This window comes from Bdellovibrio sp. SBM16, from assembly GCF_056175625.1.
Genome location: NZ_JBJKJG010000009.1, coordinates 102,068 through 115,736, shown reverse-complemented (window position 1 = coordinate 115,736; position 13,669 = coordinate 102,068). Strand labels below are relative to the sequence as shown.

Annotated in this window: 13 protein-coding genes and 1 tRNA gene; 5 read left to right on the top strand and 9 right to left on the bottom strand. The window is 44.8% G+C overall.

Annotation, left to right across the window (positions count from 1 at the left end; all coding sequences use genetic code 11):
- Positions 1–88: 88 nt before the first annotated feature.
- Genes AC04MM_RS11055 through AC04MM_RS11045 form a run of 3 tightly spaced genes read right to left on the bottom strand, consistent with a single transcriptional unit; the run spans position 89 to position 2,108 of the window.
- Positions 89–691 (bottom strand): type 1 glutamine amidotransferase domain-containing protein, encoded by a 603-nt coding sequence (locus AC04MM_RS11055; protein ID WP_475380417.1) that lies wholly within the window; start codon positions 689–691, stop codon positions 89–91.
- 56 nt (positions 692–747) lie between these two features.
- Entirely contained in the window at positions 748–1,056 is a 309-nt protein-coding gene (locus AC04MM_RS11050; RefSeq protein ID WP_475380416.1) for a hypothetical protein, read from the bottom strand.
- Complete coding sequence (locus tag AC04MM_RS11045; protein WP_475380415.1) at positions 1,053–2,108, bottom strand: serine hydrolase domain-containing protein; 1,056 nt, start codon at positions 2,106–2,108, stop codon at positions 1,053–1,055. Before AC04MM_RS11045 ends, AC04MM_RS11050 begins: the two co-directional genes overlap by 4 nt.
- Positions 2,109–2,195: 87 nt before the next feature.
- Between AC04MM_RS11045 and AC04MM_RS11040 the strand changes: the two genes are divergently transcribed.
- Both AC04MM_RS11040 and AC04MM_RS11035 read left to right on the top strand, forming a co-directional pair.
- Positions 2,196–2,684 (top strand): hypothetical protein, encoded by a 489-nt coding sequence (locus AC04MM_RS11040; RefSeq protein WP_475380414.1) that lies wholly within the window; start codon positions 2,196–2,198, stop codon positions 2,682–2,684.
- Between the two features lie 87 nt (positions 2,685–2,771).
- Entirely contained in the window at positions 2,772–3,482 is a 711-nt protein-coding gene (locus AC04MM_RS11035; protein ID WP_475380413.1) for a hypothetical protein, read from the top strand.
- Positions 3,483–3,583: 101 nt separating this feature from the next.
- On the opposite strand, the gene AC04MM_RS11030 is transcribed toward AC04MM_RS11035, so the two are convergent.
- Positions 3,584–5,218 (bottom strand): hypothetical protein, encoded by a 1,635-nt coding sequence (locus tag AC04MM_RS11030; protein WP_475380412.1) that lies wholly within the window; start codon positions 5,216–5,218, stop codon positions 3,584–3,586.
- A gap of 252 nt (positions 5,219–5,470) precedes the next feature.
- Between AC04MM_RS11030 and AC04MM_RS11025 the strand changes: the two genes are divergently transcribed.
- Both AC04MM_RS11025 and AC04MM_RS11020 read left to right on the top strand, forming a co-directional pair.
- Positions 5,471–5,833 carry a DUF1428 domain-containing protein gene (locus tag AC04MM_RS11025; RefSeq protein WP_475380411.1) on the top strand — a complete coding sequence of 121 codons (363 nt, stop codon included), beginning with the start codon at positions 5,471–5,473 and terminating at the stop codon, positions 5,831–5,833.
- A 111-nt stretch (positions 5,834–5,944) separates the two neighbouring features.
- Positions 5,945–7,228, top strand: coding sequence for a hypothetical protein (locus AC04MM_RS11020; protein WP_475380410.1), 1,284 nt, complete (start codon positions 5,945–5,947; stop codon positions 7,226–7,228).
- Positions 7,229–7,287: 59 nt separating this feature from the next.
- On the opposite strand, the gene AC04MM_RS11015 is transcribed toward AC04MM_RS11020, so the two are convergent.
- The 3 genes from AC04MM_RS11015 to AC04MM_RS11005 form a co-directional block, all read right to left on the bottom strand.
- A tRNA-Met gene (locus AC04MM_RS11015) sits at positions 7,288–7,364 on the bottom strand.
- Between the two features lie 98 nt (positions 7,365–7,462).
- Entirely contained in the window at positions 7,463–8,065 is a 603-nt protein-coding gene (locus tag AC04MM_RS11010; protein ID WP_475380409.1) for a redoxin domain-containing protein, read from the bottom strand.
- Positions 8,062–10,047: a protein-disulfide reductase DsbD family protein gene (locus AC04MM_RS11005; protein WP_475380408.1), complete on the bottom strand. Its 1,986-nt coding sequence runs from the start codon at positions 10,045–10,047 to the stop codon at positions 8,062–8,064. The genes AC04MM_RS11010 and AC04MM_RS11005 overlap by 4 nt, the downstream gene beginning before the upstream one ends.
- Positions 10,048–10,368: 321 nt before the next feature.
- On the opposite strand from AC04MM_RS11005, the gene katG reads away from it, so the two are divergent.
- The gene (katG, locus tag AC04MM_RS11000) at positions 10,369–12,543 is read left to right on the top strand and encodes a catalase/peroxidase HPI (protein ID WP_475380407.1); all 2,175 of its coding nucleotides are present in this window, start codon (positions 10,369–10,371) and stop codon (positions 12,541–12,543) included.
- A 61-nt stretch (positions 12,544–12,604) separates the two neighbouring features.
- On the opposite strand, the gene AC04MM_RS10995 is transcribed toward katG, so the two are convergent.
- On the bottom strand, positions 12,605–13,327 hold the full coding sequence (locus AC04MM_RS10995) for a tRNA-uridine aminocarboxypropyltransferase (RefSeq protein ID WP_475380406.1): 723 nt from the start codon (positions 13,325–13,327) through the stop codon (positions 12,605–12,607).
- Positions 13,328–13,410: 83 nt separating this feature from the next.
- Positions 13,411–13,611 carry a hypothetical protein gene (locus AC04MM_RS10990; RefSeq protein WP_475380405.1) on the bottom strand — a complete coding sequence of 67 codons (201 nt, stop codon included), beginning with the start codon at positions 13,609–13,611 and terminating at the stop codon, positions 13,411–13,413.
- Between the last annotated feature and the right edge of the window lie 58 nt (positions 13,612–13,669).

Genomic DNA, 13,669 nt, shown 5'->3' with positions numbered 1-13,669 from the left:
GCTCTCCTATTTAATAATAAATTTCGGGTTGAAGCTATCACCACGCATAGCCAAGAGTTGTTTAATTAACGCACGACCATCGTCGAGTCTAGTGCTGAGAGCGCAACGTCTGTTCGGCCTTCGGCGAAAGTTCTCCGAAAGTTCGGCGATGCGGTCCTTCGGCAATTTCTTCGATCAGCTTTTTACAAAACGCGGGAATATCCGCCGGTTTTCGGCTGGTCACTAATCCCTGATCCGTCACCACTTCTTGGTCAACCCACTTAGCGCCGGCATTGATCAGATCTGTTTTTAATGACGGCCATGAGGTCACCAGGCGACCTTCTAAAATATTAGTTTCAACTAATGTCCACGGGCCGTGGCAAATAGCGCCGATCGGTTTTCCGCTGTCGGCAAACTGACTGACAAAATGCACAGCCGCTTCATTCATTCGCAAAATGTCAGGATTTATAACTCCGCCGGGAAGAACTAAAGCATCATATTCTTCAGCCTGTGCATGCGGCACAGTGACATCGACCTGAATTTCATCGCTCCAGTCTTTGTCTTTCCAGCTGCGAATTGTTCCATGCTTTAATGACACGATATCAACAATGGCTTCGTGGTCTTCTAAAATGTCTTTGGTTTTAGTCAATTCTGAAAATTCGACTCCATCCGTTGCCAGAATGGCGATTTTCTTACCTTTGATTGAATGCATAAAGACCTCCTTGTGCTTAAGTTCCACAAGAAAGTCGCAAAACTTATGCCAGAGCTCTAGTCGGCAACAATGTTACACCCGGTGCGCGCATTCGTAAATTTAGCCACAACCGGTTTAAAATCCATTCCCATAATGCCTGATGAAACCATTTTGTTTGCAGCATCAATTTTTACCGTAAAAATCTGCGGCTCTACTTTACTGTAGTTGATGCAGTAGTCTTGGTTCATCTTCATGACATACAAACAGTTGCAGGTATGAAAGGCGCGGTAACGGGTCGCTAAAAAAGCCAGCGGCGTTTTGTAGGGTACGACCGCAGCCGCCTGGACAGATAGCGAACAGACCAGCACCACTAAAAATGTTTTCACGGTTTTACTCCTTGGTGTTGTTCAACTGCACGCACGGCTTTTTCTATAACCGTAATCAAATCAAAATCCGTGGTTGCATCCTGGTTGTTTCCCATGCGCACTAGAACCATTTTTAACGACGGAATTATCACCAGATACTGACCCCAGTGCCCGTTTGCGATTAAGGAGTCAGGAATTTTTCTGGCCTGGGCAATTTTCGGGTTCAACGTCCACCAGCTGCGTTTTGAATGAAAGGCCAGTCCGCCGAAAACATTAACATCAAAGGCCTCCGGACGCTGATTGGTGTAATCAACCCATGCTTCAGAAAAAATTCTTTGCCCGTTCCACATTCCGCGCGCTAGATACAGTTCGCCGATTTTGGCCAAATCGCGCGGGCTTATATAGACTGACGAACCACCACCATAGTTACCGGCTAAATCCTGACCGAAAGTGACATCAATTCCGAGCGGATCAAATAAATATTTCCAAGGATAAATCTGCTCTTCAACGATCGGTACCGCCGCTCTGGCCAGAGCCAGCAAAAATGTCGAATCTCCGGTCGAATAATTCCATTCGTTTTTGCCCGGTTGTTTTGATGGGTGGGCCAAAACAAAATGAGTCGTATTACCGATACCATCACCGTACAACAACTGTCCCACAGAAGACTGTTCGCGGTCACCTGACGGGTCTTCATAAAGTTCATTCCAGATTAATCCTGATGACCAATTTAAAAAATCCGCGGGACGCAGATCACAGTGCTGGTATTTTTTTGCCTCGGGAATATAATCGCAGATCGAGCGCTGGATATTAATCTGTTTCTGATAAACCAAAGCACCGATTATAGCGCTGGAAATGCTTTTAGAAACCGACCAGGCCACATGCTTATTCGCAGCGGTGTAGCCATTGTCATATCGTTCAAAAAGAAGTTCACCTTTTGAATACAGCAGTAAAGAATCTGTTGCGGTTTTAGGGGCAAAAGCAATTTGCTCCATTTGCTGAAGGGGTGTATTTTCGGCTGCAAAAGAAGCCACAGCAAAGAGTGAAACGATAAACAATAAATATTTATTTTTCATATGAGCCACAGATAACGACACAACTAGGCCTTTGTCACGACCTAAAACGCTATGGATGTTATAACGCATCTGTGGTTAAATAAAAGCATGAAAAAGATCGACAAATCAGCTTTAGTTCAAAAAATTCAGACCGAATTACAGGAAACTTTTGAAAAATTAAAGTCTGCTGCGTTAGCTACTTATGAAGATGCCACCCATGAAGAATCAAAACCAGAAAACGAGTATGACACCCGTGGTTTAGAAGCTTCATATCTTGCCGGTGCCCAGGGTAAACGCCTGGCCGAGGTTGAAGAAATCTTTGCGATGTATAAGTTTTTAAAATTAAGACAGTTAACTGCAGAGGATCCAATTCAACTATCAGCGTTGATCGAAGTCAGCCACAACGGCAAGACCTTATATATATTCTTAGTCCCCAAAGGCGGAGGCATGACTGTACAATTTGAGGGGCTTAATATCCAGGTGGTGGCCAGTGGCTCACCGCTCGGTGAAAGCTTATTAGGACTGTATGTCGGCGACGTTGCATTCGTCGAAAGCCAAACACGCACACTTGAATACGAAATTATCTCTGTGCAATAGCCTAAATCACCTCCTGACGCGGGGACCTTAGCCCCGTGGCATATACATTGCTCGTACAAGCATTCATATTAATTCAAAGGAGGAATTATGTATCTACAGCAAGGACGTGTACTCAGACTGTTGACGCTGACCACACTGTGCGCCTCAATGCTGACCGCTTGCAATCAAAGTCTCTTTCAAAAAAAAGATTCACAGCCAGCAATCGTTCAGGCTTCAGCACAGAAAAACGTGATCAACTCGTCTAAAGTGATTGATTTTAAAATCATCGCGACGCAGAACATGAGTCACGGTGGAACGCTATCATTAACTGATATCGCCAAACAATACCCACAACTCAGCGACAACGCCTTAATGCTGGCATCTGTTGATCAAGTTTTAGAAACTGATGCGGGCACATGGGAGTTTTACGCTAACTTTAAGTTACTCTTCACGCTGGCTTCTGATGACCGCGTAAATTTACAGGTTATTAATAATTCGGATCCGATGTTTAGCGCCGTTACCGTTAATCTAAACGCGCGCACTAAAATGACCGAATCGATCCGTTTTAATTTGCTCGATTGCCAGTACGCCTCAACAGCTGATTGTGATGTCATTGATGCTGTCATCCATGTACATACCCGTCCGATGTTAAATGGCGAACCGCGTACCGATCAAGATCAGGATCAAACCCAGGATAAAGATCAGGATGTGACACAAGATAAAGACCAAGATGTCACTCAGGACAAAGACCAGGATAAAGACCAAGACACTGACCAGGATCAGAACCAGGATGGATCTGATCCGACACCGACTACTTAGAACTTTTATTAACTTAAATCTTAAATAAATCCGTTGTTAGAGGCGCGTGAATAACTTAAAACGCTATTCACGCGCCCCTTTTTGTAATTATCATTCATATCTTAATTCGAAAGATATTTAACGATATCAACATCCGGCGGATTGGCAACACCTACTCCAGGTTTAGGCCCGGTCAGTTCAGACAAACTGTAATCCATACGCACGTCGTACACGCGGTCAATCTGGTTACGCAACCAAACTTCGCGTTTATACCATTCGCGTTTGTTCGCATCATCTTTACAAGTCTGCAGTTCCTGGGCAGTCGTTGCTCCCCAGCGTAATTCCGGGCAGTGATACGGATCAAAACTCAGCGCAAACAATCTTTGGCGGACAGTTTCTAAGTTTAACGTTACCGCAGTTGCATCTGATCTTTTATATGTAACTTTGCAGGCCTGTGCGGTTTTTAAATATGAATTTAACATGTCTGCTTTAATGTTAGCGCCGCTGTAGTCGATTTGCGGATCACCTTTTTGATACATTTTAAAGATCTTTTCTACGCGGTCGCGCAACTCTTTAAACGATGTTTTAAAACGTGCATCACGCGAAGGTGTTGAGTACTCTTCCCACTCTCCGCTTGTACCGTAGATATTAAATGGCAATCTTTCAGGATGAGCTTTCTTGTGAACGCCGGCGACAATTCCGCCTTGCACTGAATCGACACGGTCAACCGCACCCGAGCAAAGATCCGCCGTTAATGCACGAACTTCTTCGACCGGATTGATTTTTAGATTACCTTTAGACATTTTCGCACGTAAGTAATCGTAATAATCTAACTTAACACCCGCTAAAATAAACGGGCCATCCTGCCATTTCGGAATCACTTTATTATCAGTGCCGTACTTTTGCACCAGACTGTAGTCTTTGTGCGCGTTCGCCGGACTTACCACAATTTTTCCGCCCACATATGACCCTAATTTAGAATCAAACGTTGCACCGACTAATTCCTGCTTTCTGAAGTTTTTAAACCCGGCACCTTGCACAGGACGGCTGCGCACAAATTTAGTACCGTACATACCGGTCGTTAATGAATTATCCGGATGGGCGTCGATAAAATAAATTTTTCCGTCATCAGTGATTTTATAAACGATAGCTACGTGCCCTGCCGGATCGTAGATGTTTGTACCGGCACCGATCGCTTCACGTGAAATATCCGAAGGATAATAATCTGATTCTAAACCAGGGCGGTTTTCAGATTCATCTTCAAGACGAAATACTGCCGTGTAAACCGATTTCATTAATTTACCGGTGATGTAGGCCGGACCATCGACCAATTTCGATTTTGCCGGAAGCATATTTGAACGCGCATAAACGACGTTGCCGTTTTTAGTGTAACGGGGATTATCTTTTTTGTCGGCTTCAGCACGCGCAACGACTGCGCTCACGTGCGAAAAAGGTAAACCGTTCTTCCAGGCAAAGTAAGCACGCATCGCGTATGATAAACGGGCGCAGTCGACATGGATATCTAACTGGCCAGCATCGGTGCCCTTGTAGGGATTGCTTGGATGCTGGATACATTCTTTAAATGACTTACACTCCCGTTTTTCAACAGCTTTACCCATGATCGCGATAAATTCTGAGTACGCACGCTCATCGGTTTCTGACCATGTGGTCTTTTTGATCTTCCACGTGGTATCTTGGGCCATTGCCCCGGCTACTGTAAATAAGCTGGCAAAAATAATTAATACTGTCTGTTTCATTGCATCTCCGATAGTTCTAACGGCCGTAGATATATCCGGTTTTCGGATCAAACAAAACACCCTTTGAAAAAAGGTGAATAACCCTGTGTTTTCACAGCGAAAAGTGTCGTTTCTAGCCCACAGCGTTTTATCATAAGCAACCAATTCGATTTCATGCCGTATAAAGTGTTGTACCCCGATTTAAGCTCTGTATATGATTTAACGACCGCAAAAGCATTTTTACTCATTCAATTCAATCCAAAGGAAATTTATATGAGCACATACGTAGACGGATTTGTAATTCCCGTTCCAAAGAATAAAGTTACAGCCTACAAAAAAATGGCTAAGCTCGGATGCAAAACCTGGATGAAGCACGGAGCTCTGGCTTACTTTGAATGTGTAGCCGATGACATTAAAGCACCGTACGGCATTAGTTTTCCCAAGCTGGCTAACGCTAAAAAAAATGAAACTGTGATTTTTGCTTTTATTGTCTTTAAATCAAAAGCGCACCGCAAACAGGTCAACGCCAAAGTTCACAAAGAATTCGGTGAAATGCCGGGAGCTGAGAATTTCACAATGCCGTTTGACGCTTCAAAAATGGCTTATGGCGGCTTTAAAACTCTTATTCAGGGTTAAGACGAGCGTATTTTTTTCATGCCCCGGCAGACTGTGGCTCATTTAAATTCCTAAAAGAACATGACACCTTTTTTAGAGGTATGTTAAGAGTTTTCCCTTTAAGGGGTGTTTATGCGTTTGTTATGGTTAGCCGGTTTTATACTTACTCTTACTCTTTCTCTAGCTCAGGCTCAGGCTCAAAACTGTCAACCCGTCATTGATATCACCAACGCCGCTATAACCACGGTGAAAGAGGGCCATGACCGCAAGATTCAATTGGTAGATGTCGCGGTAGAAATGGATCGCTACTGTCCGGGTGAAACAGTCAAAATGACTTTACTCGTTTTAAGTGAAAGCGCTGTTGTAGGAGAGCATTTACAAATTGCTGAAATCAACACGCTCATCATCCCAGCCGGGCAAATCAGCGCCGGGCTCTCAATTGGTATCATAGGTGACGATGACTGGAATGAAGATCGCACTTTCAGTGTACGCATTATCAATCCAAGTCATGGCCATGTGAATTTAGCGCAAGCAAGTTTTGTAATCACAAATGATGATCCCAAAATTACCATGATCGTTCCTTCTACAGTTAAAGAACCACGACTGGGCAAAAAAGATATTCCCCTACGAGTTGAACTTTCTATGCCAGCTGATCGTATAATTCGTGGCGAGATTGAAATCCGCGGACTCAGTGCCGCTCAAGGTGATGATTTTGCATCAGCGCACTCAATTGGATTTGAGCTACTTCCGGGCGATACGAGCTTTGATTTTTTACCAAACACATTTCTCGTTTTTAGTGATGATCTCAAAGAGAAAAGTGAGCGCGTGACATTCTTCATGAATACCGTCACGAATGCCAGTGCTTATCCTCAACAAGTGAACCTTTATATTGAAGATCCGGCAGCTCAGTACCGCGCGTACATTGAGTCAGTCATTACTGGTGTTGACGGCGGTCAAGTGGCAATGATCTCGACTTACAAGCACACAATTGAATTGAGTGAATCTGAAGTTACACCTGGACTGTTTGAATCAGAAGTATCTGCCCCTAGCTATACTCATCGCTTAATTGGTGCGCCGATTGCTCCGGTCTCGCGTGCAGGCTTACTATCGGTAAGTTCGGTGATCAACGGCGGGACTCTAGAGCGCTTTCGTTTGGAGTTTGTTGAATCACCCTTAGAGATTTACCCCTACTCACCAAATCCACTTTATATGTTCATGTCATCGTTTGGTAAATTGCATGAAGATGAATTTATCACTCTGACAAGCCCTGGAGCTTCCTCTTACCCGGCTTTTGACATTAAACAAATGAAAAAAACCGGCGATAACAAGTGGGAAGCACGCTACCAGCGCAGTTTAAGTGAGGCTGGAAGTGAAGCTTTGCGAGAAATCACCACTCTTAAATTAGAAGAAATCTAACTAGCCAAATAGTGTAACTTACTGTTTAGCCAAAAGCTGCCGTTGTAATGCTTGAAAAGTGGTAGGGGGCGAGGGACTTGAACCCCCGATCCCAGTGTTATGAGCACCGTGCTTTAACCAACTAAGCTAGCCCCCCACCGGATATGCGATAAACAATGTCTTAAAGACTAACAAAATAAAAAAGGGAGATCAACCGATCTCCCTTTTGCATATAAGCCTAAAAAGTAAGTTATTTTAGTACTTTACTGAGCAGCCATAGGCTTTTGACGCCGAAGTTGTGACGGTTTTGCCAGCCATCGCCTCATCTAACGCCATAACCACATAGTTTTTCGACTTGGCTATCACCTCAGGACTGGCCGAATCCTTGTCATCAATGGCTCCGGCATAAACCACTTTACCCTGCGGGTTAATGACAAACATATGTGGCGTTGTTTTCGCGTCAAAAGCTTTTCCGATTTTTCCTTCAACATCCAGAATAACAGCTGTCGGATTACCTTTGTTTTCTTTAAAGACTTTATTTGCTTCGTCGGCAGTCATATGTCCCTGTTTACCTTGCGCCGAAGAAACAACCGTTAACCACTGCACTCCTTTACCGGTGTAAGTTTTTTGCAGCTTCTGCATGTTGTCGCTGCCGTAATGTTTTTTTACATAAGGGCAGTCTTTATTAAACCACTCAAGCACTACCCATTTACCCTTAAAATCTGAAAGTTTGTGCACCTTACCGTTGCTGTCGATACCTGCAAACACAGGCGCATCTTCACCCGGAACCGCTTGCGCTAACACCGGGACTGGTAATGCCATGATGGCTACGGTTAAAATTGAAACTAATTTTTTCATTTTTTCTCCTTTAGTTCTTCTATCATTGTCATTGTTAAAATTTGTGGAAGTAAAACCGGGGCCGAGCCATCACTCGGATAAAATGCGTACACCGGAACTGAACTGCGGCCCAGTTTTGAAAGTGCGTTAGTGATGACTGGATCATAACGGGTCCAATCGGCACGCATAATAAGAATATCCTCATTTTTGAAAATTTCCTGCGCTTGCTGTGTGTCTAACACTGTCTGTTTGTTCACCTGGCAGGTGATACACCAAGCTGCAGTAAAATCGACAAACACCGCACGCTTTTGCACCCGCGCTTCGTTGAGTTTTGTTTCGTCATACGGTATCCACATGCCTGAAGCCTTGCCCGAGAACACCACACCTGGATCAATCTGTTTAAGTTCTTTGCCAACGTAAGCTAAAACGACAAGCGTAAGGATCCACAAGATTACCGCACCGGCTTTTTTAACATATTTGCCCCACCAGATCGCAAGCGATACGACTAGCAGCGCCGCACTAGCCAGCAACCAACCTTGCGTGTGTGTCTGCTGACCTAAAATCCAAAGTAACCACAGCACCGTTGCAAACAGCGGAAATGCGAAAAATTCTTTTAACCGCTCCATCCAAACACCGGGCTTTGGCAACCAGGTCAAAATCACCGGAAACAGCGCAAATAAAATAAAAGGCAATGCTAAACCCAAACCAAGCCCTAGAAAAATCAGCAGCGCACTCACCGGCGGAAGTGTGACTGCGGCTCCCAGGGCCGCTCCCATAAATGGGCCGGTACAGGGAGCTGCGACAAACACTGATAAAACGCCGGTTCCAAATGAAGATGATTTTTTTAAAAACCGGCCGGCAAAATTCTGCGTACCCTCACCGATTGTAAATGCACCTAAGAAATTAAGTGCCATTAACCAGAACAATAAAATTAAAAATAAAATCACCACCGGCGATTGCAACTGAAAGCCCCAGCCAACCGCAGCCCCAAGAGAACGTAAAAATAGAAATACGCCGCCTAAAAATAAAAATGTCGTCATTACCCCCAGAGCATACTGTAAACAGTCCTTAGCACGGGCTTTACCTTCGGTTTTAAGAAGTGAAAAGGCTTTGATCGAAATCACCGGAAACACACACGGCATAAGATTTAAAATAAATCCGCCCAAGATCGCAAACAGCAGCAGTGACCAAACCGATTCATCCGGTGATGTGTCGTACATGCGCAGCCGCACATTATCCAGTTGCCATGCTTCCCCTTCGTAGCTGGCCACAAAGCTAAGGTTCTTTGGCGCTTTCTGGCTGGCATTGGTTTTAAAAATAAATTCGTTTTTTTCAGGCACCCGCTGCGGTTTCTCAGGATTGACAAAATCATCGAGCGGAAATAGATCAACTTTTGCAAAATCCGGAGCACTGATTTTTACCATCAGCCTATTCTGCGAATACATCATCGATTTTATATGTACCGGCCCAAACTCTGACGGCGCCGGAATACGTCTGGCAAATTTCTGTAAGCTGGCCTGATCGGCGTCTTTCCACAGCGAAGACCCGTCTTTTACCGCGCGTTTTAAATTTAATTTGGCAAACCCCGGCAGGCATTCAACCTTACACACCAACCATTCAAGATTAAAATCAATCATCACATCTTTAACGCCGGCTTTCGGTTTTACCGATAATAGATAGGCGACTTCGCCTTCATAACCAAAATTAGTTAAGTGCTCAACCGGCAGACGCTGCGGGTACGGCCATTGCACCTCACCGAGTTCAGCATTAACACTGGTTAAGTTAAATTTCGGTGCAGCACCTGAATCCCCCGGGTTTTTCCAGTAGACATGCCAGTGTTCATCGGGATGAAATAAAATACCGATCAGCGTTTCTTCGCTGGCTGAAAAAATCTGCGGCGCCAGCACACGCACCTTCATATGTTCTGCCGTTGCAGATTCGGCGGCACCAGCCGCACTAAGATACAACGAAAAAACTAACAGCAAAGACAACCATATTTTCATAGCAAGATAAGCGTAACAAGCCCCCCTATTGCCGACAAAGAAAAAGACCAATTTCGCAACAGCCCTAGGCTTAAATAACTATTATTTACTCAATGTATCAATCGGCGCACCGACCCGTTCACATTATTATTTTATCTTACGCCGTTTAATGCAGTAATTTGTAGATCAACACTTTTCGTATGATGCTTAGCGCGACTTTACAAAAAATGCTCGCTGACATCAGCAGTCATAGATATGTTCTATAACTAAATATACATTTACACGCCTAGCCTATCGTACTTACCCCAAACAGTGTTTCAATAACTGCAAAAGGGAGAATTTATGTCAAAGTGTCCATTTAATCACGGCGCGATAGTCACCCAGGATGTTCAGTCGAACAAACATTGGTGGCCGAAACAACTCAACTTGTCTATTTTACGTCAGCATTCAGCTAAATCTAATCCTATGGGAAAAGATTTTGACTACGCCAAAGAATTTAAAAAATTAGATTACAAAGCTTTAAAAAAAGATTTGCAAAAATTAATGACCAGCTCACAGGATTGGTGGCCCGCAGACTGGGGACACTACGGCGGATTATTTATTCGTATGGCCTGGCATAGTGCCGGCACATACCGCACTTTCGATGGACGTGGCGGTGGTGGCCGCGGACAGCAACGCTTTGCTCCTCTTAACAGCTGGCCCGATAACGGTAACTTAGATAAGGCACGTCGTTTACTTTGGCCGATCAAACAGAAATACGGCAATAAAATTTCATGGGCCGATTTAATGATTTTAACCGGCAATGTAGCTTTAGAATCGATGGGCTTTAAAACTTTCGGCTTTGCCGGCGGACGCCCAGATGTCTGGGAACCGGATCTCGATGTGTACTGGGGGTCAGAAACAACTTGGTTAGGCGACAACCGTTATAGTGGTGACCGCCAGTTAGACAACCCCCTTGCCGCAGTACAAATGGGTCTTATCTATGTAAATCCAGAAGGCCCGAACGGTAATCCCGACCCAATAGCTTCTGGTCGTGATGTACGCGAAACTTTTGCACGTATGGCCATGAATGATGAAGAAACTGTAGCTCTTGTCGCCGGTGGACACACCTTCGGCAAAGCCCACGGCGCCGGAGATCCCAAGTTAGTTGGTGCAGAACCTGAAGCTGCCGAGTTCGAACAAATGGGTTTAGGCTGGAAAAATAAATTTTCTTCGGGCAAAGGTGGCGATACGACGACAAGTGGTATCGAAGGCGCATGGAAACCAAACCCGACAAAATGGGATAATGGCTATCTAACCATGCTATTTAAATACGAATGGGAACTTACAAAAAGTCCGGCAGGCGCCCACCAGTGGCAGCCAAAAAACTGTGAGCCACAAGATCTAATACCGGATGCGCATGACCCATCGAAAAAACATCCGCCGATGATGACAACGGCTGATATGTCATTAAAGCTTGATCCGATTTATGAAAAAATCGCACGTCGCTTTCTTGAAGATCACGAAGCCTTTACTGATGCTTTCGCCAGAGCCTGGTTTAAGTTAACTCACAGAGATATGGGACCGCGCGCCCGTTATTTAGGTCCCGAAGTGCCAAAAGAAGAACTCATCTGGCAAGACCCCTTACCGGTAAATAAATCAGTCTTAACTGACGCTGATTATACCGCTTTAAAAAAACAAATTTTAAAATCCGGCCTGACTGTAGCACAATTGGTATCCACAGCCTGGGCTTCGGCCTCTACGTACCGTGGTTCTGATATGCGCGGCGGTGCTAACGGGGCTCGCTTAGCTTTGGCACCGCAAAACAACTGGCAGGTAAATCAACCGGTTGAGCTAACTAAAGTGTTAGCAAAATACGAAAAAATCAAAGAAGCTTTTGATACAAAAAATAAAAAGAAAAAAGTTTCATTGGCAGACTTGATTGTTTTAGGCGGCAGTGTCGGCATCGAAGAAGCCGCCCGTAAAGCCGGTCATAAAATTAAAGTGCCATTCGCCGGAGGACGAGTTGATGCTTTACAGTCACAGACCGATATAGAATCTTTTGCCGTTCTTGAACCCATGGCGGATGGCTTTAGAAACTACGCGAAACCTGGCCTAACAAAGTATGGCGCTGAATTACTTATTGATAAAGCACAGCTGTTAGGTTTAACCGCTCCCGAGGTAACAGTGCTGATTGGTGGATTGCGTGTTCTTGGCGCCAACTATGGCGGTTCAAAACACGGTGTTTTAACCACGAGAACCGGCACACTAACCAATGACTTTTTTGTTAACTTACTTGATATGAAAACCGAGTGGCAGACCTCAGCAGCTGAAGGTGAATACATCGGTATTGAGCGCGCGACTGGCAAACAAAAATGGACAGGAACCCGCGTGGACTTGCTGTTTGGATCTAACTCTGAACTACGCGCTATTGCCGAAGTTTATGCGCAGGACGATAGCGAATCCAAGTTTGTAGCTGACTTCGTCAGTGCGTGGACCAAAGTCATGAACGCGGACCGTTTTGATTTAAAAAAATAGAACCAATCAATAATTAAGAAGGAGAGATCAGCAGTCTCGCCTTCTTAATTTCTCGGTCGGATCAGCCGACTTTGCCTTGCCCCTCGCGGCGGTAGGTCGCTTCACGCAGGTTCAGTTTTACTTCTTTGATAAAGCTTAGCTGCTTTTCAACCATGGCATCGAATACCTCCAGCAAATGGTCATGCTGGCGCGGCACTACCTGCGGCGCATGAAACAGATCCAGCGTATGATGAATCGCTTCGATCGTCGAATAACAAAAATCTTTAGGTTGTTTGCGGACGCGGAAGTTTGATGGCTTGGTCGGGCTAAAACAGATACGCGGAAGTTTTTTTAAATTTTCGCTCTGATTCAGCATCTTCCGGGCAGTGGCCCAGGTGCCATCAATGACCAAAATTCTTAATTTTTTTTCAGTCAAAAAATTCTGTGCTCGCTGTTGGTAAGATAGGTCTGAAAGATTCACCGCCTGCTTTCCCGGGTATAAGATCACCGTCTGGTAATCGGGATCAGCAATTAAAGCCTTAAGTTCATCATTATCAGTGTAGTTAATGCCCTTGATCAAATGTGATCCCTTAAGACAAAGGTGCGCCATACGTCCCGTGGCAATCCGGCGCTTGGCTTCAATAGGGTGAATCAGAATCACAAAGTTAATCGCACAATCAACCGGCTGCACAATCTGACAGTAACACCCAAAATCAGGCTGCAGACAGGTCATACAAAGATTTCTGTATTTCGGTGCTGCGGCTAAGTGTTCGTCTTTTTTGCGGCGATAATCGGTTACGTTCATAATGTTAATTATAACAAACATAAACCAACAGCCTAGCGCTGCCCGGTTAAGGGTGCATAAATAAGACTATGGTTGAGTGCTCGCTAATGGCTTTTATCAAACGCCGGAATATCTTTTTTACGGCTCTTTCGTGGTTGCTCGTCAGGCTCGTAGTTAATCCCCATTTCAACTTCTAGCTCTTGATCAGTCGCCGTGTCACCGGGACTGTCCCGCTGGGGAGACTTCGGAATACGTCCGGCCGTCTTTCTTGTGAAATCTTCTTCAGTAATTATATCTTTAGGCATAACAGACCTCCGATGATTGAAGCCTGCAATTTGCTACCCCGAGTATAACAGGGCAGCT